The 25449-nt window shown below is 75.5% G+C and carries 12 protein-coding genes and 7 pseudogenes; 9 read left to right on the forward strand and 10 right to left on the reverse strand.

Annotation, left to right across the window (positions count from 1 at the left end):
- Nucleotides 1-175 precede the first annotated feature (175 nt).
- Together QMQ26_RS07405 and QMQ26_RS07410 are read left to right on the forward strand one after the other, a co-directional pair.
- A complete protein-coding gene (locus QMQ26_RS07405) occupies nucleotides 176-1894 on the forward strand; it encodes a glycosyltransferase family 2 protein (RefSeq protein ID WP_282205156.1) in 1719 nt (572 codons plus the stop codon).
- 56 nt (nucleotides 1895-1950) lie between these two features.
- Nucleotides 1951-4761 carry an SGNH hydrolase domain-containing protein gene (locus tag QMQ26_RS07410; protein WP_282205157.1) on the forward strand — a complete coding sequence of 937 codons (2811 nt, stop codon included), beginning with the start codon at nucleotides 1951-1953 and terminating at the stop codon, nucleotides 4759-4761.
- Between the two features lie 148 nt (nucleotides 4762-4909).
- Here the strand turns inward: QMQ26_RS07410 and QMQ26_RS07415 are convergent, their stop codons facing one another.
- The 3 genes and pseudogenes from QMQ26_RS07415 to QMQ26_RS07425 form a co-directional block, all read right to left on the reverse strand.
- Nucleotides 4910-9460 (reverse strand): coiled-coil domain-containing protein, encoded by a 4551-nt coding sequence (locus QMQ26_RS07415; RefSeq protein ID WP_282205158.1) that lies wholly within the window; start codon nucleotides 9458-9460, stop codon nucleotides 4910-4912.
- Nucleotides 9461-9536: 76 nt separating this feature from the next.
- A pseudogene (locus QMQ26_RS07420) lies at nucleotides 9537-10415 on the reverse strand (hypothetical protein).
- A 94-nt stretch (nucleotides 10416-10509) separates the two neighbouring features.
- Nucleotides 10510-12092: pseudogene (locus QMQ26_RS07425) on the reverse strand (hypothetical protein).
- Nucleotides 12093-12338: 246 nt separating this feature from the next.
- Here QMQ26_RS07425 and QMQ26_RS37365 point away from each other — a divergent pair.
- The gene (locus QMQ26_RS37365) at nucleotides 12339-12596 is read left to right on the forward strand and encodes a hypothetical protein (RefSeq protein ID WP_318552208.1); all 258 of its coding nucleotides are present in this window, start codon (nucleotides 12339-12341) and stop codon (nucleotides 12594-12596) included.
- A 512-nt stretch (nucleotides 12597-13108) separates the two neighbouring features.
- On the opposite strand, the gene QMQ26_RS07435 is transcribed toward QMQ26_RS37365, so the two are convergent.
- From QMQ26_RS07435 to QMQ26_RS07445, 3 genes and pseudogenes are all read right to left on the reverse strand, one after another.
- Nucleotides 13109-13489: a hypothetical protein gene (locus QMQ26_RS07435; protein ID WP_282205159.1), complete on the reverse strand. Its 381-nt coding sequence runs from the start codon at nucleotides 13487-13489 to the stop codon at nucleotides 13109-13111.
- 75 nt (nucleotides 13490-13564) lie between these two features.
- Nucleotides 13565-14627, reverse strand: a pseudogene (locus tag QMQ26_RS07440) (DUF2804 domain-containing protein).
- A gap of 9 nt (nucleotides 14628-14636) precedes the next feature.
- Nucleotides 14637-16218, reverse strand: a pseudogene (locus tag QMQ26_RS07445) (MFS transporter).
- 78 nt (nucleotides 16219-16296) lie between these two features.
- On the opposite strand from QMQ26_RS07445, the gene QMQ26_RS07450 reads away from it, so the two are divergent.
- The 6 genes and pseudogenes from QMQ26_RS07450 (at nucleotide 16297) to QMQ26_RS07475 (ending at nucleotide 21525) form a co-directional block, all read left to right on the forward strand.
- Nucleotides 16297-16758, forward strand: a complete 462-nt coding sequence (locus QMQ26_RS07450; protein WP_282205160.1) for a MarR family winged helix-turn-helix transcriptional regulator — start codon at nucleotides 16297-16299, stop codon at nucleotides 16756-16758.
- A 247-nt stretch (nucleotides 16759-17005) separates the two neighbouring features.
- Nucleotides 17006-17769 (forward strand): annotated as a pseudogene (locus tag QMQ26_RS07455) (LamB/YcsF family protein).
- A 253-nt stretch (nucleotides 17770-18022) separates the two neighbouring features.
- The gene (locus QMQ26_RS07460; protein ID WP_282205161.1) at nucleotides 18023-19045 is read left to right on the forward strand and encodes a DNA topoisomerase subunit B; all 1023 of its coding nucleotides are present in this window, start codon (nucleotides 18023-18025) and stop codon (nucleotides 19043-19045) included.
- Nucleotides 19046-19238: 193 nt separating this feature from the next.
- A complete protein-coding gene (locus tag QMQ26_RS07465; protein ID WP_282205162.1) occupies nucleotides 19239-19841 on the forward strand; it encodes a GNAT family N-acetyltransferase in 603 nt (200 codons plus the stop codon).
- 214 nt (nucleotides 19842-20055) lie between these two features.
- Entirely contained in the window at nucleotides 20056-20898 is an 843-nt protein-coding gene (locus QMQ26_RS07470) for an undecaprenyl-diphosphate phosphatase (RefSeq protein WP_282206454.1), read from the forward strand.
- Nucleotides 20899-21075: 177 nt separating this feature from the next.
- Nucleotides 21076-21525, forward strand: coding sequence for a VOC family protein (locus QMQ26_RS07475; protein ID WP_100835410.1), 450 nt, complete (start codon nucleotides 21076-21078; stop codon nucleotides 21523-21525).
- A gap of 7 nt (nucleotides 21526-21532) precedes the next feature.
- Here the strand turns inward: QMQ26_RS07475 and QMQ26_RS07480 are convergent, their stop codons facing one another.
- The 4 genes and pseudogenes from QMQ26_RS07480 to QMQ26_RS07495 all read right to left on the reverse strand — a co-directional run bounded on the left by QMQ26_RS07480 (nucleotide 21533) and on the right by QMQ26_RS07495 (nucleotide 25395).
- Nucleotides 21533-21718 carry an ArsR/SmtB family transcription factor gene (locus QMQ26_RS07480; protein ID WP_282205163.1) on the reverse strand — a complete coding sequence of 62 codons (186 nt, stop codon included), beginning with the start codon at nucleotides 21716-21718 and terminating at the stop codon, nucleotides 21533-21535.
- A 952-nt stretch (nucleotides 21719-22670) separates the two neighbouring features.
- Nucleotides 22671-23170 (reverse strand): annotated as a pseudogene (locus QMQ26_RS37370) (YfbM family protein).
- Nucleotides 23171-23202: 32 nt separating this feature from the next.
- Complete coding sequence (locus tag QMQ26_RS07490; RefSeq protein ID WP_282205164.1) at nucleotides 23203-23958, reverse strand: DUF1775 domain-containing protein; 756 nt, start codon at nucleotides 23956-23958, stop codon at nucleotides 23203-23205.
- A gap of 10 nt (nucleotides 23959-23968) precedes the next feature.
- Nucleotides 23969-25395, reverse strand: a pseudogene (locus tag QMQ26_RS07495) (HEAT repeat domain-containing protein).
- Nucleotides 25396-25449 lie beyond the last annotated feature (54 nt).

The raw sequence follows: 25449 nt of genomic DNA on the forward strand, positions 1-25449 counted from the left end.
CCCGCCCCGGCGGCCCCGCGCGCACCACCGCGGCGATCTTCCCTGACACGGTCATGCCTGGTCACGCGCCCTTCACCCGAGTTGCTCCACTGTTCATCCCGCGTGGTCATTTGGTCTATACCAATCGGGTAATCTGACCGGCGACAGGTGTCAATGTCTGGCCGTGGGGGGCCCAATGACTGTCAATCACCTTCCGTCACCACCTTCCGACCAGGAGCTCTATTGGTATTTCGGGCCTCAGCGCCGCTGGGTCCCGCTGCTCTCCGCGCTCGCCTTCACGGTCAGCGCGGGCACCATGTTCAGCTTCTCGCTGCGCACCCCGGCCCTGTGGCCGTTCCTCGCCGTGCTGAGCATCAACGCCGTCGCACTCGCCCTGACCTGCCTGAACGGCCTGCGCCGCCGCCGCTTCACCCGGGGCGGCCACGAACTGCTGGTCGCCGCCTGGCAGCCGGCCGCGCCGCCGTCCGTCGACCTGTACCTGCCGACCTGCGGCGAACCGCTCGACATCCTGGCCAACGCCTACCGCGCCGTCGCCCGCAGCTCCTACCCGGGGCGGCTCGACGTGTGGGTGCTCGACGACGCCGACCGGCCCGAAGTCGCCCGGCTGGCCGAGGAGTTCGGCTACCACTACGTGGTCCGCCCGAACCGCGGCGAGTTCAAGAAGGCCGGCAACCTCAACCACGCGCTGACCCTGAGCAGCGGCGAGTTCGTCGCCATCCTGGACGCCGACTTCGCGCCGCGCGCCGACCTGCTCCAGCACCTCCTGCCGTACTTCGGCGACCCGGCGGTCGGCATCGTGCAGAGCCCGCAGTGCTTCGACACCGACGCCTCGATGGGCTGGGTGCAGCGCGCCGCCGGCTCCGCCCAGGAGTGGTTCTTCCGCTGGGTGCAGCCCAGCCGGGACGCCTCCGACGCCGCCATCTGCTGCGGCTCCAACGCCGTCTACCGGCGCGCCGCGATCGACGCCGCCGGCGGCTTCGCCCGGCTCGACCACAGCGAGGACATGTACACCGGCCTGGCCCTGCACCAGCGGGGCTACACCACCCGCTACGTGCCGGTGCTGGTCGCCAAGGGCACCTCGCCCGACTCCACCACCAGCTTCGTCAACCAGCAGTACCGCTGGACGATGGGCAACCTGCACCTGATCGGCGACCGGGCCGCCCGCCGGGCGATGACCTGGCGGATGCGCCGCTGCTTCGACGAGGGCATCGTCGGCTACCTGGCCGCCGCCGTCAACGTGCTCACCGCGCCGCTGCCGCCGCTGGTGATGCTGTTCGCCTTCCCCGGCGAGGTCCGGGCCTGGTACGTGTTGCCGCTGATCTCGCTGCTGTGGCTGTGGCACGTGCTGCTGCCCCGGGTCAGCCGCACCCGCTGGCGCTCCGAAGTGCTGCGCGCCAACGTGCTGATGAGCTTCGCCGCCGCCACCGCGTACTGGCACACCCTGCGCGGCCGCAGCGCCGCCTGGGTGCCCACTGGCGTCGCCGGACCCGGCCGCTCCGGCGGCATGGCCCGCAAGGTGCTGCTGGTCTCGCTGCTGTGGACGGCCGGCACGCTGGCCGCCACCGCCGCCGGCGTGGCGGTCGCCACCGCCCTGCACGGCTGGCACACCACCTGGGGGCTGGCCCTGTACCTGGCCGTGCAACTGCACCTCGGGGTGCCGCTGATCCGCGACCTGTACACCGAACTCCGGCCGCGCGCCGCCGAGTCCGCCGAGCCCGCCGACTCCGCCGCGCCCGTCGCGTCCGTCGCGTCCGCCGAACCGACCGAATCCGGGGCCCGCCCGGCGATGCGTCCGCGGCGCTGGCCCGAGGCCCTCGCCGTCACGAGCACGCTCGCCCTGGTCGCCCTGCTCGCCTCCGGCTGGGCGGCTCCGATGCTGCCCTGGCTGGGCTGAAAGGTCCACGCTCCCGTGCCCACCAGTACCGCCCGAGTACCGCCCCGCTCACCGTCGTGCTGCACCGCCCGCCGGTCGAGCGGCCGACGTTCCGACCCGACATCGAGGGCCTGCGGGCCGTCGCCGTCCTCGCCGTGCTCGCCTTCCACGCCGCCGTACCCGGTCTCGCCGGCGGCTTCGTCGGCGTCGACGTCTTCTTCGTCGTCTCCGGCTACCTGATCACCGGCCTGCTGCGCACCGAGACCGGGCGGCACGGACGCGTCCGGCTGGCCGAGTTCTACTCCCGCCGGGCCCGCCGCCTGCTGCCCTCCGCCGCCGTCGTGCTGGCCGCCACCGCCGTCCTCGGCGCCCTGCTCACCGCGCCGCTGCGCCGGGCCGACCTGGAGCGCGACGTCCTCGCCTCCGCGCTGTCCGTCGCCAACTGGCGCTTCATCGCCGAACAGACCGACTACCTGGCCGCCGGCCGCGACCCGAGCGCACTGCTGCACTTCTGGTCGCTCGCCGTCGAGGAGCAGTTCTACCTGCTGTGGGCCCCGCTGCTGGCGCTCGCCGCCCGCTGGGCCTGGCGGCGGCGCACCCTGCTCGGCCTGACCCTGCTGCTCGGCGCCGGCTCGTTCTGGCTCTCCCTGCACTGGAGCGCCGGCGCCTACCTGTCCACCCCGACCCGGGCCTGGCAGTTCGCCGCCGGGGCCGCCGTCGCCCTGCTACCGGTCCGCGAACTTCCGAGGCTGGTCCGGGAGTTGCTCGGCCTGGGCGGCCTGGCCGGGGTGCTCGTCGCGGTGCTGCTGTTCGACGGGCACACCCGCTACCCCGGGTACGCCGCGCTGCTGCCGACCGCCGCCACCGCCGCGATCGTCCTGGCCGGCTCGGCCGGACCCCACCTGGTGGGGCGGGCGCTCTCGCTCGGCGCGCCCCGGGCGGTCGGCCGGCTCTCCTACAACCTGTACCTGTGGCACTGGCCGGTGCTGGTGCTCGCCGAGGCGCACTGGGGCGCCCTGCCCTGGGGCGCCAAGGCCGCGCTCACCGCCGCCGCCGCGCTGCCCGCGTACGCCGCGCTGCGCTGGCTGGAGCAGCCGCTGCGCCGCAGCCCGGTGCTGGGCGAGATCCCGCGCCGCGGGCTGTCGCTGGGCCTGGCCGCGGTGGTCTTCCCGGTGCTGCTGGCGCTGGTCGTCGGCTCCGGCACCATCCGCAACCTGGGCCCGGCCACTCCCCCGGACCCGTCCGGCCTGCCGCCCGGCGCCCGCACCGGCAGCAGCCTGCTGGCCGCCGCGCCGCCGCCGCACGCGCCGACCGTGCCCAACCCCGTCCAGGCCCGGCAGGACTTCCCGCCGGACGGCGGCTGCGAGGTCGACCCGGCCGACACCACCAGCCCGCCCTGCCGCTTCGGCACCGGCGAGGACCGGATCGTGCTGCTCGGCGACTCGCACGCAGGCCAGTGGTTCTCCGCGCTGCTCGGCATCGCCGCCCAGCACCGGCTGTCCGTCGAGGAACTCGTCAAGCAGGGCTGCCCGTTGGCCGAGATCACCGTCACCAACCCGCAGTTGGGCCGCACCTACCACGAGTGCGACACCTGGCGGGCGAACGCGCTGGCCCGGCTGAAGGACGGCCCGAAGCCGAAGCTGGTCGTGGTCTCCGCGCTCAACCGCTACACCGCCGACCGGGCCGCCCTGCTGCGCGGCTGGGAGCGGACCCTCGCCCCGTTGCGGGAGCTGGGCGTCCCGGTCGTCTACCTCCAGGACACCCCGGTCCCCGGCCGGGACGTCCCGGCCTGCGTCTCCGGCCACCCCGACACCACCTCCGCCTGCGACTTCCCGCGCGCCGAGGGCCTGTACGCCGACCCGCTGGCCGAGCAGATCGCCGCCGGGGCGTTCCCCGGCGTCCGGACGGTCGAGGTCAACTCGGTGCTCTGCCCGGCCGACGGGCGCAGCTGCCCGGCCGTCCTGGAGCACGTGCTGCTGTACCGCGACGACTCCCACCTGACCAACGCCGCGGCCGTGGTGCTCACCCCGCGACTGGACCGACTGCTCATCGAGGCGGGCGCGTTCGGCACCGGCGGCGACTGGACGACGCTGCTCCGGGACGAGTTCGACGGCCCGGCCGGGAGCCGACCGGACGCCGCCGCCTGGCAGTACGACCTGGGCACCTGCTACCCCGGCTGCCCGGCCGCCCAGTGGGGCACCGGCGAGATCGAGACCATGACCGACGCGGCCGAGAACGTCCGCCTGGACGGCGCGGGCGCGCTGGAGATCACCCCGACCCGGGACGCGGCCGGCCGCTGGTCCTCCGGGCGGATCGAGTCCCGGCGGGCCGACCTGGCCGCCCCGGCGGGCGGAGTCCTGCGGGTGGAGGCCGAGTTGGCGCTGCCCGACGTGCACGGCCCGGCCGCCGCCGGGTACTGGCCCGCGTTCTGGGCGCTCGGCGGCCGGCTCCGCGACGGGTACACCGGCTGGCCCGGCGTCGGCGAGCTGGACGTGCTCGAATCCGTCGGCGGCCGGGGCGGGTTCGGCACCCTGCACTGCGGCACCACGCCGGGCGGCCCCTGCCAGGAGCCGAACGGACTGGGCTCCGGCGAACAGCCCTGCGCCGACTGCTGGGGCGCCTTCCACACCTACACCGTCGAGATCGACCGCTCCACCAGCCCCGAGCGGGTCCGCTGGCTGCGCGACGGCCGGGAGTACTTCCGGGTCACCGCCGACCAGGTCGACCCGGCCGCCTGGGACCAGGCCGTCCACCACGGGATCTTCCTGATCCTGAACGTCGCCGTCGGCGGCAACCTCCCCGCCGCGTACGGCAGTTCGCCCACGGCCGCGACCGAACCGGGCCACCCGATGAAGGTCGCCTCGGTCACCGTCGCCACCCGGCAGTAGGACCGGCAGGGGCGCGGGGAACTGCGCGGGCAACCCGGAACCCACCGCGGGGTCGCGGAACAGTGCAAGCCATCGGCCTGCGCCGCGACCCCGCGGTGGGTGCGTGGTCGGCCGCGCAGTTCCCCGCGCCCCCGTCTGCGCTTGCGGCTCACTCCGGCTTGCGGAACATCCGGGTCGCGGTGATCTCGCCGTGGACGGCCGGCCCGTCCGGGTCCTGCGGGGCCGGGAGGCCGGGGCGCAGGTGCTCCTCCACCGAGATGTACTTGAGGCCGGCCCGCAGGTCGGCGTCGTTGCGCAGCCGGATGACCAGCGGGAACTCGGCCAGCGCGGTGGTGTCGAACAGGCCGGTGGTGTAGATGAGCTGGACGCCGAGCGCGTCGGCGACGGCGCGCTGGAGCTCCAGCAGGTAGGTCGCGTTGGCGCGGCCGATCGGGTTGTCGAGGAACAGCGTGCCGGCGTGCCGCAGCTGGGACTGGCCGCGGTCGTTGGCGCGCAGCGCGGCCATCGTGCAGTACAGGGCGATGGCGGCGGTGAGCAGCTGGCCGCCGGAGAAGACGTCCGACATCTGGCCGACCGAGACGCGTTCGGCGCGCAGCACCGCGTCCGGCTTGAGGATCTCGACCGAGACGCCCTTGGGGCCGATCGCGGCGGCGACGCCGCGCAGCAGCAGGGACATGCCGTCGCGGCGCAGGTCGGAGTTCTTCCGGACGGCGGAGCGGGTGGCCTCGTCGATGACCTCGCCGAGCCGTTCGACCAGGACGGCGTGGTCCGGGTCCTCGAAGCGGATGCGCAGGAACTCCTGGCCCGACCACTCGCCCAGGCCCTCGGGGAGGCGGGAGAGCCGCTGGGCGGCGCGCAGGGTGCCGAGCGAGGTCTCGACCAGGCCGCGCAGGCGGTCGACGATGGAGGAGCGGTTGCGTTCCAGCTGGGCGAGTTCGTCGGTGAGCACCCGCAGCCGGGGGGCGAACGCGGCGGCCCAGGCGGCGGCGTGGTCGGGCAGGGCGGCGGCGGGCAGCTCGCGGATCTGCTGGCGGGCGGGGGTGCGGACGGCCTCGTAGCGGGCGGCGTTGGCGTGCCGGACCAGGGCGTCGGCGGCGTCGCGGACGGCGAGTTCGGCGCCGGTGAGCTCGGTGGCGGCGGTGCGCATGGCGCGCCGGGTGTCGGTGACGGCGGCGCGGGCGGCGGCCAGCGAGCCGAGGTAGGCGTCGGCCTCGGCGTCGCCCTCCTCGCCGTTGTCGCGCAGCGCGTCGCGGAGCTGTCCGGCGAGTTCCTCGAAGTCGCCGGCGGCGGCCTGCGCCTGGTCCAGCGTCCGTTGCAGGTCGGCGTGGTCGGTGCGGGCGGAGTCGACCCGCTCGCGGCGGTCGGCGAGCAGCGCGGTGGCGGTGCGCAGCAGGGCCTGGGCGTGCTCGGGGTCGGCGGGGAGCAGGTCCTCGGGCAGTTCGGTGTGGGCTTCGCCGTTCGCCGGGGCGGAGCGTTCGGCGTCGCCGCGCAGTCGGCCGACCTCCTCGGAGGCGGCGTCGGAGCGGGCCTCGATGAGGGCGACGAGTTCCTCGGCGCGGGCGGCGGCGGCCTGCCGGGCGGGGCCGTCGGCGCCGTCGGGGCTGGCGAGCAGTTCCTCGGCGCGGGCCTTGACCTTGTTGCTGAGGCGCTGGAGTTCGGTGGCGGCGGCGGTCTCGTCGCTCTCGGCGCGGGCCTGTTCGGCGCGCAGGTCGGCGCCGACGCCGACCTTCTCGTAGAGCTGGGCGGCGGCCCGGTACGCCTCGCGCAGGGCGGGCAGCGAGGCGGGGGTGGCGGCGGGGTCGGGTTCGGCGCCGGTGCCGACGGCGGCGATCTCGGCGCGCTCGCCGCGCAGGGTGCGGGCGGTGCGGCGGGCGTCGTCGGCGGCGCGCTGGGCGGCGCGGCGGTCCTCATCGCAGGTGCGGGCGCGTTCGGCGCACTGGGTCTGGCGGCGTTCGCACTCGGCGACGTCCTCGGCGAGTTCGCGCAGCCGGCGGGTCCAGTTGGGGCGTTCGCGCAGCCGGAAGGCGAGTCCTTCGAGGACGTCGGCGCGGCGGCGGGCGCGCTGGGCGGCCTCCCGGCACTCCTCGTGGCGGGCGGCGGCGGCCTGGTGCTCGGTGTCGGCGTCGGCGCGGTCGGCGCGCAGGGTGGCGAGTTCGGCGGCGGTGGTCTCGGCGCGGTGGGCGGCCGCGGCGGCGGTCTCGGCGAGTTCGGCGAGGGTGCCGGGCGGGCAGCTGGCGTGCCAGGAGGCGAGCCGGGCGGCGAGGGCGCGGTCGCCGCCGAGCCGGGCGGCGAGTTCGCGGATGTGCTCCTCGCGGGCGGTGGCCCGGGCGCGCAGTGCGCGGCGTTCGTCGTCGGCGGCGGTCTCGTTGTGCATGGCCGGGTTGGGCGGCACCAGGAAGTACGCGGGCTCGCCCTGGATCGGGGCGATCAGCGCGGCGGCGGTGCCGACGGCGACGGTGGAGCGCGGCAGCAGGGCGGCGGCTGCCAGCGCCTCGCGGGCCCGGTCGAGCGAGGCGGGGTCGGTGACGACGACGCCGTCGACGAGTTCGGGGCGGGCGGCCAGGATGGCGTCGTGGTCGGCGGGGTCGACGGACTGGGCGAGGTAGCGCCAGCCGGGCAGGGCGGGGATGCCCTGCTCGCCGAGGTGTTCGACGGTGGCGAGGACGTCGGGGCCGGGCGGCAGCAGTCCGCCGTCGCCGAGCGCGGCGAGGATGCGGGAGTCGTCGGCGGCTGCGGTGCGCAGGTCGAACAGGGTGCGTTCGGCGGTGGCCACCGACTGGTCGAGCAGTTCGCGCAGGTCCTCGGCGGAGGCGTCGAGCTGCCGGGGCGTCAGGAAGCCCTCGGCCGCCTCGGCGCCGTCCTGGTAGGGCGTCAGGGAGAGCAGTTCGGCGAGCCGGGGTTCGGCGGCGAGCCGGGCGGCGGTGCGCTGTTCGGCGGCCAGCGCGCGCTCGGCGGCGGCGCGGGCGTCGTTGGCGCGGGCGGCGGCGAGGTCGGCGCGGGCTTCGGCGGCGGCGGCCTCGCGGGCCCGGGCGGCGGCGTGCTCGGCGGCGGTGCGGGCCCGGTCGAGCGCTTCGGCGGCGGCGGCTCCGGCGTCGGCGGCCTGGAGGGCGGCGCGGGCCGGGTCGGGTTCGGCGCCGGAGCCGTCGATCCAGCCGGCCTCGACGGCGGCGGCGGTCTCCTGCTCGACCTCGGCGAGGCGCTGGCGCAGGTGGTCGGCCTCGGAGCGGGCCTTCTGGGCGGCGGTGGCGGCGGCGGTGGCCTCGGACTGGGCGGTGGCGCCGTCCTGCTGGAGTTCCTCGGCGCGCAGTTCCTCCTGGTCGGCGCGGGTCTCGGCGGAGGCGGCGGCGGCTTCCAGGGCGCGGGCGAGGGCGGCGGCGGCGCGGTCGCGGGCGGCGAGGGCGGGGGCGGCGTCGAGTTCGGCCTCCCGGATGGCGGCGGCGACCCGGCCCGCCCGGTCGGCGGCGGCGCGGTGGCGCAGGACGGCCTCGGCGGCCTGCCAGGCGGCGGCCTGGGAGCGGGCGTCGGTGAGTTCGCGGCGCAGCCGGGCGGCTCCGGCGGTGGCCGCCTCCAGGCCCAGCGTGGCGTGCCGGTAGGTGAGTTCGGAGACGATCAGCGCGTGCCGGGTGCGGTCGGTCTCGGCGGCGGTGACGGCGCTCGCGGCGGCGGCGACCTCGACGGCCAGGTCGTGCACCCGGTCGCGTTCGACGGCGGAGCGGGCGGCGAGCGACAGCGCCAGCTTGCGGGTGCGGCGCTCGGCGGCCCGGTGGCCCTCGCGGACGGTCTCCCGGGCGGCGGTGGCGTCGACGATGCGCTGGAGCAGGTCGACCGAGCCGGCCGTGAAGTCGCGTTCGGCGGTGAGTTCGGCGCGACGACCGAGCTTGGCGGCGAAGCCGTGGACGAGGTCGGCGAGGCCGTCGGTGTCGCGGGTGTCGGTGACGGCGCGCAGCAGCAGGTCGGTGAAGTCGGCGTCGTTGCGGACCGCGAACAGACCGGCCGCCTCGCCCTCGTCGGCGTTCATCTCGCGCTGGTAGCGGAAGAGTTCGGGGTCGAGGCCGAGGGCGCCGAGGTGCTCGATCCAGCGGTCGTGGATCTCCTCGAAGGTGACGTCGAGGTAGGGGTGGGCCTTGGCGGCCTCGGTGAGCGCGTCCCGGAAGCCCTTCATGGTGCGGCGCCGGCCGCGGGCCTGCTGGTCGCCGGTCAGGGCGGGGCGTTCGGCGACCGGCAGGCCGTCCAGGGTGAGGCCGGGGCCGGGCCGGAAGGAGTACCAGAGTTCGGCGAACTTCCGCGGGTCGGAGGAGACCTGGCGGCCGCGCCACTCGCTGACCTTGCCGACCACGATGAGTTCGCCGGTGACGGTGTGCTGCCACTCCAGGGCGACGTGGCCGCAGTCGTCGGCGAGCAGGAACTTGCGCAGCACACCGGAGGAGGCGCCGCCCAGGGTGTTGCGGTGGCCGGGCAGCATCACCGAGAAGATCAGCTTGAGCAGCACGGACTTGCCGCCGCCGTTCTCCAGGAACAGCACGCCGGCCGGCGCGGGGCGGCGCTGCGGGCCCTCGGGCTCCTCGCCGAACAGGCCGATCTGCTGCGGCTGCGGCTCGGGCACCGGCTCGCCGACTCCGCGCAGGTCGAGCACCGTGTCGGCGTAGCGGGCGCCCGCCGGTCCGATCGAGTACAGGCGGACCCGGTTCAGCTCGTACATGTGCGGTGGTTCTCCTGGAGCGGTGGCAGCGGTTTCAGCGGGGGCGGCGGGGGCGACGAGGGACGGCGGGAGGGGGTCAGAGGGCGTGGAAGGGCAGGCCGGCGTCGGCGACCAGCTCGTCGCTCTCGTCGGGCGGGGCCAGGGTGGGGGTGCCGTCGCCGACCGGGACGACGCCCAGGTCGAGGAGTTCGGCCATCGCGGCGCTGCCGGCCAGGTCGCGGACCTGCAACTGGTAGCGGGCGGTGGTGCGGTAGGTGCCGCCGGAGTCGTCGGAGGTCTTCTGCAGGAAGCCGGAGTCGACCGGAAGGACACCGCCTTGGAGACGATGCCGGTGGTGGAGCCGGACAGCCGGCGGGCGTCCTTGGTGGCGCCGGTCGCGGAGCGGCGGGCCAGACCCGCCAGGCGGCCTCCAGGCCGGGGGCGTCGCTGGCCGGGTCGGTGTTGGCGCCCTCGGCCTCGGCGCGCTCCTCCAGCCGGCGGCACGCCTGCCGGACGAAGGCGTCCACGCCGTTGACGGTGACCCGGCCGAGGTAGCCGTCGTCGGCGAGGTCCTCGGGGCGGGGGAAGGCCAGCGCGGCCACCGCGAGGTGCGCGAGGCCGTGCAGGAAGCGGTCGGTGGACTCGTGGCGGCCCGCCGCGCGTAGTCGCCCATCCGGACGGCGAACACCGACTCCTCGGCGGCGGCCACCGCCATCCCGGCCCGGGCCGAGACCTCCAGCACCACCAGGCCCATGCCGGTGGCGACGGCGTCGGCGAGCCGCCCGAACGGCGGGTCCTCCCGGTAGCGGCGGACCAGTTCGCCGTACTCGGCGTCCCGGGCGGGCAGCAGCTTGGCCTGGAGGCCGAAGGAGACCAGCCGGGCGGCCTCGGTGACGTCCGCCGGGCTGATCGGCGCGGCGGCGGCGGCGGCCGGTTCGGCCTCGGGCGGTGTCCACGCCTCGCTGGTGGTGGTCATCCGAGGGCTCCTTCGATCCGGGCGGTGCGGGCGGTACGGGCAGTGCGGGTGCTGCGGGCGGTACAGGCGGTGCGGGTGCTGCGGGCCTCGCCGGTCACCCGGCGTCCCGGGCGGCCTTGGCGGCCTTCGCGTCCTTGCGGTCGGCGGCCATGCCCGCCGCGTCCAGCAGTGCGCTGCCGACGATCAGGTCGGCGCCGCCGAAGCCGGGGTCGTCCAGCCGGGTGCCGTCGTCGACGGCGAACAGCAGCCGTTCCTCGCCCTGCCGGTAGGCGGTGCCGACCGGCGGGCTGGCCGCGTGCACGGCCAGCAGGGCGACCAGGTAGGCGAGTTCGTCGCCGGTGCCGTCGCCGTCGAGTCCGGCGCCGCGGCGGCGGGCGTCGGCGAGCAGGCCGGAGAGCCGGCGCGGGGCGTCGGCGGGCAGGTCGAGCAGGTCGAGGGCGGCTTCCAGCTGGGCCTCGGAGAAGCGGCTGTCGTCGGGGGTGGCGACCAGGTCGGGCTCGGGGAGTTCGGCGCCGAGGTGCTCGCGCTCGACGGGCGGGGTGAGCAGCAGGTCGACCAGGTCGGTGACCCGGACCGCGACGGGGGTGCGCAGGCCGACGGCGCGGGCGAAGAACGCGTCGGTGGGGCGGGTGGCGTCGCCGAGCGGCAGGGTGAGGACGGGGGCCAGCAGTTGGCCGTACAGGTCGATGCCGCTGCGGGCGGTGGGCGCGGCGAACGCCTGCCGGTCCTGCTCGGCGCGGAACAGCGGGCCGGCCTCCAGCAGCCGGGTCTGGAGCTGGGTGTGGCGGCGGATGCAGTCCTTGACGATGTCGACCAGTTCGGCGGCGCGGCGCTTGTGCTCGCCGTCGACGCTCTCGTCGCGGGCCTTGCGGATGTTGGTGAGGATCGCGTTCTCGTGCCGGTAGCGGTCGGCGATGTGGTCGAGCGCCTCGTCGATCAGGTCGGGGACGGTCTCCATCCAGTCGACCGCGCGGACGTTGCGCCGGGTGGCCTCCAGGGCGCGGCGCAGCGTCTCGGCGTACTGGACGGTGCGGTAGCGGGCCTGTTCGGCGGCGAGCTGGGCGTCGGCGAGGCGGCCGCGGCGGATCAGCACCTCCAGCTTGACCTCGGCGGCGATCTGGGCGCTGGTCACGTCGGTGTCGAGCGCGCCGACCAGCACGTTGACGGCCTCGTCGGTGGTGCGCAGGTACACCCCGCCGTCCTGGCCGGGGACTTCCTCGATCAGCTTGAAGTCGTAGTCGCGGCGGGTGTACTCGCCGTCCGGGCCGAAGGTGCCGTAGACGGCGCGGAAGCCGCGGTCCACGCTGCCGACGTTGATCAGCGACTCCAGCACCCAGCGGGCGACCCGCTCGTGCTCGGCGGCGGCCCGCTGCGGGTTCTGGGCGGCGATCCGGGGGAGCAGGCGGCTGAGCACTATGTCCGGTCGGCGCCGGTGTCGAAGTCCATGTTGAGCGTGACCAGGTCGATCGCGGCGAGGCCGACCTCGGCCATCGCGTACGAGGCGTACTCGCCGGCCAGGTTGACCTTCCGGCTGTCCAGGTCGTGCAGCGGGGCGGTGCAGGCCAGCGCCTTGAGGCGGCGGGCGAGCCCCTCGTCGGCGGCCGGGCCGGGGCGGGCCGGGTGGGTTGGTCGGCGATGGCGGTCACGGTGGACAAGATTAGGGCTTTCCGCGGACAGGTCCGAAAAGTCCCTTTCGGGCGGGCTGTCCCGGCATGTTGAACACGTTCAAATTCAGGTCTAGAGTCCAAGGCGCGACACCGTGTGCCGTCTCCGGCACCCGCGCCATGAGGGGGGTCCCATGTCCGACATCGCCACCGTCCCCGCCGGTTCCACCACGGCGGGACCGGATTCCGCGTCCACCACCGACACGCACTCGTCCGCCGCCGCATCCGGCGCTGGCTCTGGCTGTTCATCGCCTGCCTGGTGCTCAGCGGCCTGACCGCCTTCCCGCTCCAGTCCGAGACCTCGCTGCTGGCCCGCCTGGTCGACGCCACCGGCCTGGACTCCGCCTTCCCCGCCCTCGACGCCTGGGTCCACCGGGTCAGCGAGGGCGTCGCCGACGGCTACGGCCGCCACCCCTTCCTCGCCTACGGCACCGACTGGCTGGCCTTCGCGCCACCTGGTGATCGCCGCCGCCTTCCGGCCGCGCCCTGCGCGACCCGGTCCGCAACATCTGGGTGATCCGCTGCCTGCGGGGCGTCGTCCCGCTCGCCCTGATCTGCGGCCCGCTGCGCGGCATCCGCGCTGTTCTGGCAGTTTGTCGACATGTCGTTCGGCCTCGTCGGCCTCGTCCCCTGCTGGTCGTCCACCGTCTGATCCGCGCCCTGGAGTGGCAGCAGGCCGTCACCGCCCACCACGACTTCGCCCGGGCCGTCCCCAGCCCCTGAGTCCCCCGCTCCACCGGCACGGAGTGGAGAGCCTCCTGGGGAAGGCTCGGCACTCCGTGCCGTACCCCGACTCCGCGGCGGCGACGCACCGGTACGCGTTCTCGTCCGCCACCGCCGCCGGGTCCACCGCCGCGGACCGGGCCGTCAGCGCGGCCGTCAGCGCGTCCACGGCGAGCACCCGGTACCGCGCCCCGCCCACCTCCCGCTCCCGGTACGGCGCCCGCCGCCCCACCCCGGGGTGGGGCGGCACGTCGGCGCAGGCGGCGGTCGATGCGTCCCGGTCGGTGCCTCGTCCATCCGGGGAGGCTAGCCCCGGCCGCCGACAGCCCGCGGCCGGTGCGGTAGCGCCGTCAGCCGCAGGTCGCCCTCCCAGGACTCGCAGCGGACGGTGCCGGTGGGAAGTCGAGTTCGAGGGCGGTGCGGCCGGTGTGCGGGGTGAACTCCTGGCGGGTGGCGAGGACGGGGTGGCCGAGGTGCGGGCGAAGGGGTGCCGGTGGGGGCGTCGCGGACGTCGAGGCGGCCCCACTCGCCCAGGTCGAGGTCGGCGTGCGGCCGCTGGTCGGCGACGATCAGGCACCAGTCGCTGCCGGTGGCGACGAAGGTGCAGCCGCCGCGGTCGTCGCGCAGCCAGACCACCACGGGCTCGGCCGCCCGCTCGCCCTGGTGGGAGTACCAGGACGCGACCACGCCGGTCAGCCGGCGGCCGACCAGGGCGGCGAGGTCGGGGTCCGGGGCCGTGCGCGGGGCACATGGCGGGCGCGGTCACCAGCGCATCCGGACGTCCTCGGCCCAGCCCAGCAGTCCGTCCACCGCGACCCGCAGGCCCTCGTCGGTGCGGACGGTGCCCGCGTAGTGGCCGAAGCACTGGTCGGTGCGGTTGGCGACGAACCCCGCCTCGGTGCGGGTGCGGCGGTCGTGGAAGGGGGTGAAGGTGAGGTCGACCCGGTCGCCGTCGGGGGTGGTGATCCGCCAGGGGGCGAGCGGGTCGGCGGGGTCGTGGTGCCAGGCGAGTTCGGTGCCGATCTTGCTGAGGCGGCCGTCCACGCAGAGCGCGTTCTCGGTGCTGCCGGTGCGACCGTCCACTGCCCGCCGAACTGGAGGCCCACGGTGCGCCCGTCGGTGCGGCCGGACGCCGCGCCCCAGTTCCAGCCGAGCGAGCGCGGCCAGCGCCCCCGGCCGTGGTCGAGCACGCCCCAGGAGTCGTCCCCGAAGTCGTACGTGCGGTCGCCGAGCCGGACGGTGCCGGTGGCGGGGCGGGCGGTGTGCTTGGAGGTGTACTGGAAGCGCCGCTCGTCCCAGGGGACGACCACCGACAGGGTCTCGTGACCGTCGGGCAGCGCGACCAGCAGGTCGGCCTCCAGCGGGCGCAGGTCGGCGGTGAGGGCGCGGGCGCGCAGCCGGGTGCCGCCGGGTTCGTGGGTGATCGAGATCCGGACCCGGCGGCGGCCGGGCCGCTCCGGGCCGACGGTGAGGTCCGCGCCGTGCGGGCCGCCGGAGCCGGCGACGCCCTCGGGGAAGGCGGTGCGGCGGGTCGGCAGGCCGGGGGCGATCGCGGTGCGCTCGTGCTCCTCCAGGACGCCGTGCCCGTCCCAGGCGAGGAAGTACGCGTGTCGAGGGTGAGGAAGTCCAGGTCGCTGACGGTGAGCGCGAGCAGGTGGGTGGGCGTGGTGACGCACCAGTACTCCCAGCGCTTGGTGCGCCCCCAGCCGCGCAGGTTGGCGCGGTGCAGCGGGGTGCGCGACCAGCCGACGGCCCCGCGGTCGAGCCGCCCGTCGGGGCGGCACAGGTCGACGGGGGCGGTGATCTCTCGCTCGTGGGTCGCCATCCGCGCACCCTACTGCCGCGGCCCGCGCGCGAGCCACGGACGGACGCGCGCGGGCCGTCCTCCCCCCGGGACGAACGGCCCACCGCAAAGGCCCGGTGCGGCGCTACTTGGTGCCCGCCCCCTCCGGGACGGCGGACAGCGACGTGCCGTCCGCCGGCCGGCCGGGCCGCCGCCCGCCACCGCGCGGCGGACGCCGGGGATGGCGAGGGTGACCAGGGCGGCCGCGACGGCCGCGCCCGCGCCGATCAGGAAGGCGGTGCGGAAGCCGCTCTCCGACGGCAGCACGTGGCCGTGGAAGTCGGTGGTCAGGTGGGCCAGCACCACGCCGATGACGGCGGAGGAGCTGGAGGTGCCGATGGAGCGCATCAGGGTGTTGAGGCCGTTGGCGGCGGCGGTCTCGGAGACCGGGACGGCACCCATGATCAGGGCGGGCATGGCCGCGTAGGCGAACGCGATGCCGCCGCTGATCAGGCAGGAGAAGACCAGCACGCCCCAGGCGTGGCCCATCAGGGCCAGCGCGGAGAGGTAGCCGCAGGTGATGACGACGGCGCCGACCAGCAGCGAGACCTTGGGGCCCTTGGCCTTGGAGAGCTTGGCGGAGATCGGCGAGAGCAGCATCATGACCAGGCCGGCGGGGGCCATCCAGAGGCCGGCGGCGACCATCGACTGGCCGAGGCCGTAGCCGGTGGCGGTGGGCATCTGGAGCAGCTGCGGGGAGACCAGGCTCATCGCGTACATCGCGAAGCCGATCACCACGGAGGCGAGGTTGGTCATCAGCACCTGGCGGCGGGCGCTGGTGCGCAGGTCGACCAGCGGCTGTTCGGTGCGCAGCTCCCACCAGCCCCAGACCGGGAGCACCACGACGGTGGCGGCGAGCATGCCCAGGGTGGTGCCGGAGCCCCAGCCCCAGTCGCTGCCCTTGGAGATGGCGAGCAGCAGGGCGACCAGTCCGATGGTGAGCCCGATCGCGCCAACCACGTCGAAGCGTCCGCCGGAGCGCACCGGGGACTCGGGGACGAGGAGGAACACGGCGGCGGCGACCACCGCGCCGAGCGCGGCGGAGATCCAGAACAGCGCGTGCCAGCTGGTGTTCTGGGCGATGACGGCGGACAGCGGCAGGCCGAACGCGCCGCCGATGCGAGCGAGGAACTCATCAGCGCCATCGAGGAGCCGAGCTTCTGCGGCGGCAGTTCGTCGCGCATGATGCTGATGCCGAGCGGGATGACGCCGGCGCCGATGCCCTGGAGCGCGCGGCCGACCACCATCGGGGCGAGCGAGCTGCTGAAACCGCAGACAGCGAGCCGATGACGAGCATGGTGAGGCTGGCGAGCAGGATTCGGCGCTTGCCGTACATGTCGCCGAGTCGGCCGAGCACCGGGGTGGCCACGGCACCGGCCAGCAGGGTGGCGGTGATCGCCCAGGACGCGTTGGCGGCCGTGGTGTGGAGCAGGTTCGGCAGGTCCGGGATCAGCGGGACGACCAGGGTCTGCATCAGCGAGACCACGATGCCCGCGCCGGCGAGCACTCCGACGACGGGGCCGGTGCGTGCCTGACTCATGGGGTACTTCCATCTCTTCGGCTGGGTATGCATGATGCACACAATATGTACCATACATATGTGCTGCTCGCGGGATATGCTGCCGAAAAGTGACGCACGGGACGGAGGAGCATGCGGCGCGCCAAGGAACTCGCCCTGATCGAACGGGAAATGATGCTGCTCGCCCGCCACCAGGTGCTCGCCACCGCCCGGACCGACGGCGGCCCCGACGCCCTGGAGCGCAGCGCCTACACCCTGCTCAGCCGGATCGAGACCGAGGGCCCGCTGACCATCGGTCAGCTCGCCGAGGCGTTCGGGCTGGACACCTCCACCGTCAACCGGCAGAGCGCCGCGATGCTGCGGGCCGGGCTGGTCGACCGCATCTCCGACCCGGACGGCGGAGTGGCCCGCAAGCTGCGGATCACCCAGGAGGGCCTGCGCCGCCTGCGCCAGGACCGCGACTGGTCGATCGAGGGCCTGTCCCGGGTGGTCACCGGCTGGACGGCCGAGGACCTGGCCGCCTTCGCCGAGGTGCTGGAGCGCTTCAACCGGGACATCGAACAGCTCCAGGGCCGCCCCTGGCCGCGCCACTGACCCTCCCGCCCGTCCGCTCCCCGACGCCGCGTCAACCCGCGGCCACGGACGCTCCCCCCGACGGGCGTTGCGCCGAGCGGGTGGCCGTCACGACGCCCGTCCGCGACCCGGCGGGTAAAAACCTGTCACCCGGGTCGCGACCGCCGCCCCGGCCGAAACGATCAGGCCCTACGATCAGCCCAGGAGCGGAGCCCGGGCCCGGATCGGCCCGCGCGGAAGGGCGGACGGGGAGAAAGTGGCCGACGCGGTGATCGACCTCAATGCGGACCTCGGCGAGGGCTTCGGACGCTGGAGCCTGACCGACGACGACGCCCTGCTCTCGGTGGTCACCAGCGCCAACGTCGCCTGCGGCTTCCACGCCGGCGACCCGTCCACGATGCGCCGGGTCTGCTCGCTGGCCGCCGAGCGCGGGTGCGGATCGGCGCCCAGGTCTCCTACCGCGACCTGGCCGGGTTCGGCCGCCGCGCCATGGACGTCCCGCCGGACGAACTCGCCGACGAGGTCGCCTACCAGATCGGCGCGCTCCAGGTGTTCGCCCGCGCGGCCGGCTCCCGGGTCTCCTACGTCAAGCCGCACGGCGCGCTCTACAACCGGGTGGTGCAGGACAACGAGCAGGCGGAGGCCGTGGTCTCCGGCGTCCTGCGGGCCGGCGCGGTCTGCGACGGGCCGCTGCCGCTGCTCGGCCTGCCCGGCTCCCGGCTGCTGGCGGTGGCCGAGGGCGTCGGACTGCCCGTGGTCACCGAGGCGTTCGCCGACCGCGCCTACACCTGGGCCGGCACCCTCGTCCCGCGCCGCGAACCGGACGCCGTCGTGCACGACCCCGAGGCCGTCATCGCGCGCGCCGTCGGCATCGCCCGGGACGGCACCGCCACCGCCGTCAGCGGCGAGCCCATCACCGTCCGGGCCCGCTCGCTCTGCGTCCACGGCGACACCCCCGGCGCGGCCCAACTCGCCTGGCGCATCCGCGGCGCACTCGCCTCCGCGGGCGTCCGCGTCGAAGCCTTCACCTGAGCCTTCACCTGACCGGCGCCCCGGGAAAATTCCTCGAATTCCCACTCCCCCGTCCACCCCGGAAAGGCCCCTCCCCGGCCCTCCACCCCACCCCCGCACGCCTGCGCCCCCACCCGCGACCGTGGCGGCCACCCCGCGCCGAAACCCCCGCCGCGGGGCGCACGCGCCCTCGCCGAATAGCCCCTGACCTGGTGTTCCATCGATTTTCCCCTAGGGTTGGCGACACCGCAGGACACCGTCGGAGGGGACCGTCATGAGCGAGTACAGCGCTGCGCACATCCAGGTGCTGGAGTGGCCGGAAGTAGTGCGGAAGCGGCCCGGGATGTACACCGGGTCGACCGGCGTACGCGGGCTGCACCAACTGCTGTACGAGGCGCTGGACCCGGCGGCGGACGCCCTCCTGCTGGGCCGGGCGAGCCGCATCGAGATCGCCCTGACCGCCGACGGCGGCGTCCGGATCACCCACGACGGCCACCTCGACGACCTGCCGGAACGCCTGACCCGCTTCTGGACGCCTCAACGCCCCGCCGTCCGCCGACTCCACCTCTCGCTCTTCGCCCTCGGCCCCTCCGTCGTCAACGCGCTCTCCGTCCGGCTGGTCGCGGAGGAGCACCGCGACGGCGCGGTGCTCCGGCAGGAGTACGCCCGGGGCGAGCGGGTCACCCCGCCCACCGAGACCGGGCCCACCGACCGCAACGGCACCGACCTCACCTTCCACCCCGACCCGGAGGTGTTCGAGACGGTCGTCTTCCACTACGACACCGTCGCCGCCCACCTGGACGAACTCGCCCTCCTCAACCGGGAACTGGACTTCACCCTCACCGACGAACGCACCACCCCGCCCCGCGTCGGATGCTTCCACCACCCCGGCGGCCCGGCCGACTTCACCACCCGGCTCGGCGGCGACCCCGCCGCCACCCTCACCGCCGCGGCCGAGGACGAACGGATGGGCGGCACCGTCGACCTCGCCCTCAGCTGGACCGGCCGCGGCGGCATCCGCTGCTACGCCAACAGCCGCCGCACCAGCGGCGGCACCCATCTGGAGGGCTTCCACGACGGCCTGCGGGCCGCGCTGCTCCCGTACCCGGGCGAGCACGCCCTGCGCGCGGCGCTCGCCGAACTGACGGCGGTCGTCTCGGTGAAGCTCGACGACCCGCACTACGAAGGCTCCACCCACGAGACACTGGGCAACCACCCGGTCCGCGCCCGCGTCGCCGAGACCGTCCGGCGCGCGGTGGAAGCCTGGCTGGTCGAGCACCCCCGGACCTTCGGGTGACCCCTCGGAGCGCGGACGGTCAGGTCAGGGCGAGCAGGCCGACCGCGAGGGCGGCGGTGCCGAGGCCGGCGAGCCGGCCGCGGTGGATGCGTTCGGCGAGGACGGCACGGGCCGCCACGTCCGTCGCCCGCCGCCACTCACCGCCGCCGAAACCCGCTTGCCGCGCCCCCGCCCCCGGTGCTCTGCTCGACCCGTGAACGAACCCCTCCCGCCGCGGCACGTCCGCCTGCGCACCGACCGGCTGGTCCTGCGCCGTTTCACCTCCGCCGACCTGCCCGCCGTCACCGCGCTGTGCGGCGACCCGGAGGTGATGCGGTACATCGACGACGGCCGCCCCGTCCCGCCGGACCGGGTCGCGGACGAGCTGCTGCCCGGCCTGCTGCGCGCCTACGCCGAACTGCCGGACGGGCTGGGCTGCTGGGCGCTGGAGGCCGACGGCCGCTTCCTCGGCTGGGCGGCGCTGCACCCGCCGTCCTCCGTCGGGCTGGAACCGGAGCAGCGGCCGGACCGCCTGGAGCTGGGCTACCGCCTGCGACCCGCCGCCCGGGGCCTCGGGTACGCCACCGAGGCGGCGACGGCCCTGGTCGGGGCGGCGTTCGCGGAACGGCCGGGGACGGAAGGGGTGGTGGCCACCACGATGGCGGTGAACACGCCCTCCCGCCGGGTGCTGGAGCGGACCGGGCTGCGCCACGTCCGGACGTTCTCCGCCGACTGGCCGGACCCGATCCCGGGCAGCGAGCACGGCGACGTGGTGTACGCCCTGACCCGCGCCGAGTGGGCGGCCGACACCCGCTGAGCACCCGCCGACCGGCGACCGCGCACCCGCCGACCGCCCGATCCGCCGCAATGGTCCGGAATTGTCCGGACCATCCCTTTGCGATCTTCGGGACATCCGGACCCCTTATCATCTGGCCACACCGGACAGCCCCCAGCCGCCGGACCACCCCACGAACGAACAGGAAACCGCCCATGCTGAGCCTCCGAGAGATATCCGCGGCGGGTGTCCGGTGATCGACTGGTTCCACGCGGCCGTGCTCGGCCTGGTGCAGGGCCTGACCGAGTTCCTGCCGGTCTCCTCCAGCGCGCACCTGCGGGTCTTCTCCGCCCTGGCCGGCTGGGACGACCCGGGCGCGGCGTTCACCGCGGTGACGCAGCTGGGCACCGAGTCCGCGGTGCTGATCTACTTCCGCCGGGACATCGGCGCGATCATCAAGGCGTGGACGCTGTCACTGTTCCGCAAGGAGTGGCGCGGCGACCCCAACGCCAGGCTCGGCTGGTACGTGATCATCGGCACGCTGCCGATCGGCATCCTCGGCAAGCTGTTCCAGGACACCATCGAGACCACCCTGCGCGACCTGCGGCTGATCGGCACCACCCTGATCCTGTTCGGCGTGATCCTGGCCGTCGCCGACCGCTCCCGCGCCGTCCGCCACGCCCGCGGCGTCGACTCGCTGAACTTCAGGCACGCCCTGGTCTACGGTGCCGCCCAGTCGCTGGCCCTGATCCCCGGCGTCTCCCGCTCCGGCGGCACGATCAGCGCCGGGCTGTTCCTCGGCTACAGCCGCGAGGCCGCCGCCCGCTACTCCTTCCTGCTCGCCATCCCCGCCGTGCTGGCCTCCGGCGGCCTCGAACTGCTCAAGATCGGCGAGGGCCCGGCACCCGCCTGGGGCCCGACCGTCCTGGCCACCCTGATCGCCTTCGCGGTCGGCTACGCGGCGATCGCCTGGTTCCTCAAGTACATCTCCCACCACAGCTTCACGCCGTTCGTGATCTACCGAATCCTGCTCGGCATCACCATCATCGCCCTGGTCACCGCCGGCACCCTCGCCCCCGACGCGGGCGCCGTCCACTGACCCACCCCCACCGCACCACCGTCCCCGGGGGCGGGCCGCCGGAGACCACCGGCCGCCCGCCCCCGCCGCTTCTCCCCCTCCTCCCCGCCCCTCCCTCCCCGCGCCCCGCACGGACCGACACACCGGCGGCCCGGAGGTCGTTGCCGCTCGATCTGACGTGCGATTGAATCGCCTGCCATGACGCTCACGTGGAAACTCGTCGTGGACAGTTCGGACGCCCCGGCCCTCGCCGAGTTCTGGGCCGCCGCCCTCGACTACCGGGTCGAGGACCCGACCGCCCTGATCGACGCCCTGCTCGCCGACGGCCGCCTCCCGGCCGCCGCCGTCCTGGAGCGCGACGGCCGCAAACTGTTCCGCGGCTACGCGGCCGTCCGCCACCCCGAGGACCCGTACGACCGGGTGAGCGGCATCGGCCAGGGGCGCCGCATCCTGTTCCAGGACGTCCCCGAGCCGAAGAGCGGCAAGAACCGGCTGCACATCGACGTCCACTCCGGCGGCGAACTCGACGCCGTGGTGGCCCGGTTGGAGTCGCTCGGCGCGACCCGGGTCGAGGAGCAGGACCAGGGCCCGGCCGGCCACTGGTGGGTGATGCGCGACCCCGAGGGCAACGAGTTCTGCGTCGCCTGACCTCCCGTCAGCCCCGCTCCGGGCCCTGAGCCAGGCGGTCGCCCAGCTCGGTGCGGTGGTAGAGGACCCGGCGGCCCACCCTGGTCCGGTCCACCAGGCCGGTGTCGCGGAGGATCGCCAGGTGGCCGCCGACCGTGCCCACCGACTGGTCCAGCAGCAGGGCGAGTTCGCTGGTGGTGGCGGGCGTCTCCAACTGGCGCAGGATCTGCGCCCGCCCGCCGCCGAGCAGCCGGGCCAGCGCCCGCCCGTCCTCCCCGCACCGGAGCCCGGCCCGGCCCCGGTCCGGACCCGGCCCCGGAGCCGCGCGCCGCGTACACCAGCGCGAACGGGCGGCCCGGCGCCTCGCACAGCCAGGAGCTGCGCTGCGCGGTGACCGGGACGAAGAGCATGCCGTCCGGCCCGACCACCCGGTCCGGGCCGGGCCGGTCGCTGAACCGGATCGCGTCCACCCCGACCCACCCGCTGGTGCGGTTCATCTGCCGCAGGGCCCGCGGCCAGCCGTGCGCGGCCAGCAGCCCGGCCCGGTGCGTGACGTCGCGCTGCAGGGCCGCCCGCCGGGCCGGCCAGTCCGCGGCCAGGTGCGCGTCCCAGACCGCGCGGAACAGCTCGGCCGCCCGGGCGCCGTGCCCGCGTCCGGTGAGCCGGTCCAGCCGCCGGCCCGCCCAGGCGTGCTCCTGCGCGGTGCGCAGCCCCGCCGCCGCGACCTCGTCCGGCACCCGGGCCACCTCGGCGAGCTCCGACTCCAGCGTGGTCTCCATCCCCCCGCCCGGCGGCAGCGTCAGGTGGTCCGGCAGGTACCTGGTCGCCGCGATCAACTCCACCAGCCCGCGCGCGTACCCGTCCCCCGCCAACCGCTCCAGGAACGCCGCCCGGTGCCGCTCCCGCCAGGGCCCCGCCCACGGCTCACCGTACGGACGGGCCAACTGGACGATCGCCGCCAGCGTCTCGGCGAACGGCGACAGCGCGAAGCGGGACCGCGACAGCGCGAGCGAATCCAGCCGCAGCACGACCACGGCGCCACCCTCCCTCCGGCGACCTCTCGGTGGAACCGAAACGATAGGGCCCCCGCCCCGCCCGTTCGCCCACTCCGCAGGTGCTTCCACCACTCCTTCACCAGCGCGGGCTCCGCCGGTGCCGCCCGGCGGTCACGAGTACCAGATCAGCAGCCCGTGCCGGTAGCGGGCGGTGCGGGTGAGGTAGCGCAGCAGGTCGGTGTAGTGGGCGGAGAGGTGGTCGAGGGCGGACGGGTCGCCGGCCCAGAGGCGGACGGGGTAGACCTCGGCGGCGGCGAGGTCGGCGGGGGTGAGGCCGGCGGCCAGGGTGTCGAAGGGGAGGTCGGCCAACTCGCGGACGGCGGCGGCGACCCGGTCGGGGGCCAGCAGGGTGGGCGGGCCGTAGCCCCAGTCCTCGTCGCCGGGGAGGGGGTGCCGCCGTGGACCGGCTCGGTCGGGAGGCCGCGCCGGGCGAGCAGGTGGGCCAGGGCCGCCCAGGACTTCCCGGTGTCGTGGAAGCGCAGTTCGGAGGGGTCGCGCCGGCGTTCCAGGGCGGCCTGCTCGCGGGCGAACTCCCGGACCCAGCCGGGTTCTTCGAGGGCGCGGGCGAATTCGGCGGGGGCCAGCCGCAGGTAGCTGCCGATGATGCTCATGGGCCGCGATCCTGGCAGCCCCCGCCGACAGGTCAGTCCGAGGGGGACTTCCGACGGCGCAGGGCCAGGACGGTCAGCGCGGCCAGGACGGCGACGCCCGCGATGCTGCCGAGGACGATCGCGGTGGTGGTGCCGCCGCCGTTCCGGTCGTCGTCCGCGGCGGTGGCGGCCGGGCTCGGCGAGTCGGCGGCGGTCGGGGTGGCGGTCCCGGCCGGAGTCGGGGTCGCGCTCGCGGACGGGGTGGCGGTCGCGGGCGCGGACGCCGTGGCGGACGGCGACCCGGCGGGGGCCAGTGGCGTCGCACCGGCCGCCGCCGGGCGCAGGGCCAGGGTCGGGGCGGGGTGCTCGGGCTCGGTGCCGCCCTGCGGGAGTTCGATCCAGCGGTCGGTGTGGCCGTCGGAGTAGTCGACCAGGGTCTTGAAGACCAGCGAGGCGGCGTCCGGGAGTTGGCGGACCTTGACCGACCAGTCGGCGGCCGTGCCGGGCGCGAGCGCGGGGCCGGCCAGGGCGTAGCCGTCGGCGGTGGGGGTGAGCGCCCAGCCGGCGGGGGCCTGGGCCAGGGTGATGTCGCCGGGGGCCAGCCCGGCGGGCAGTACGACCTTGACGTCGACGATGCCCGCGGTGGAGGACTCGCCCTCGGCGGAGAAGGAGACCTCGGCGTCGACGGCGAGCGCCTGCGCGGTCGGCGACCCGACCTCGACGTGCGCCGCCGCGGCGGCGGCCGCGCCGAGCACCAGGCCCAGCGCGAGGACGGGTGCGGCGGGGCGGAGCAGGGTGCGCGGTCGCATGGCGGGCACCCTAGCGGTCCCGGGCCGTCAGCCGGCCGCGCACCGCGGCGTGCACCTCGGCCTCCTCGGCCGGGTCGGCGGCGAGCCGGCGCAGCCGTTCGAGGACGCGGACGTCGCCGGTGGTGGTGACGTGGGTGGCGGCGAGCTCGCGGGTGGACTCCTCGCAGTCCCACAGGCACTCGACCGCGGGGCCGGCCCCGAAGTTGGCGTCGGTGACGGCGAGCGCCTGGGCGGCGCGCCCGCGCAGTTCGGAGGAGGCGGCCTCGCCGTAGACGTGCCGCAGGGCGGGGACGGCGGCGGCGGCGTGCAGCCGGCCGGCACCGTCGACCAGGCTGCCGAGGGCGGCGCCGGTGACGCCGTTCAGCGAGATCCACTGGTGCAGTGCGGCGACTACCAGCGGGGCGTCGCAGGGCTCGCCGGCGTCCGCGAGGAGGCGGACGGCGGCCTGGGCGAGGGCGCTGTCCGCGCCGCCGGTCGCCGGGTCGGCCCAGCGGCGGGCGTGCGCGAGCGCCTCGGGACCTCGCATGCGGCCGAGCAGTTCCAGCGAGGCGCGGACCACCCGGTGGTCCAGGTCGGCGGCGGCGGTCTCGATCAGCCCGGCGGCGGCCGGGTCGCGCTGTTCGACGAGGTGGCGCAGCGCGGCACAGCGGGCGCCGGCCGGTCCGTGCCCGGCGGCGTCGTGCAGCAGCGGCGCGTCCTCGGGTCGGACGACGGCGGTGAGGCAGCGGGCGGCCGCGGCGGCGCGGCGGGCGAGGGCGTCGGTGCGGCGCTGTCGCCCTGGTCGGCCCAGGCGAGCACGTCGGCGGTGGACCAGCCGGGGGTGACGCCGGGGCGGGCCAGTTGGCGCTGCCACAGGTCGAAGGGTGACTGCTCGCCGGCGGCGGCCACCCGGGGATGGTGGGCGGCCCACAGCCGCCAGACCCGCGGTTCGTAGGCGGAGCGGACGGCTTCGCGCAGCTCGGCGTCGCCCTCCGGGTCGGCCGGGAAGCGGGCGAGGACGGCGGGGGCCAGGGAGAGCAGGGACTCGTCGGTGTCGCGCAGGGCGAGTTCGTCGAGGGCCCAGGACCAGTTGGCCCCGGTGGCGGTGTAGGCGCGCAGCAGGTCGAGGGCGTCCCGGCGGCCGTAGCCGGCCAGGTGGCCCAGGACGGCGAGGGCGAGGCCGGTGCGGGCCTCATCGGGGTCGAGGCTGTCCTCGGGCGAGTGGAGGTGGAGCTCGATGCCGGTGAGGGGGGCTTCGAGCTCCATGTAGAGCCGCGCGTAGTACAGGGAGCGGTTCTCGACCTGCCAGTCGGCGCGGGGGTCGTTGGTGACGCAGGTCTCGACGGCGGCGATCGCCTCGTCGCGGTCTGCGGCCAACGCATGCAGCTGCCCGTCCCCACGACCTCTCTGGAGGAGGCCGAGGAGGCTGGCGCTGGGCGCTATCACTGGCTCGAACATGAGGTCAGCATCCGTTGCGGCGGTCGTCGTGGCAACGGGATTTCCGTCGCCGGG

The organism is Kitasatospora fiedleri, from assembly GCF_948472415.1.
In the GTDB taxonomy this organism is placed as follows: domain Bacteria; phylum Actinomycetota; class Actinomycetes; order Streptomycetales; family Streptomycetaceae; genus Kitasatospora; species Kitasatospora fiedleri.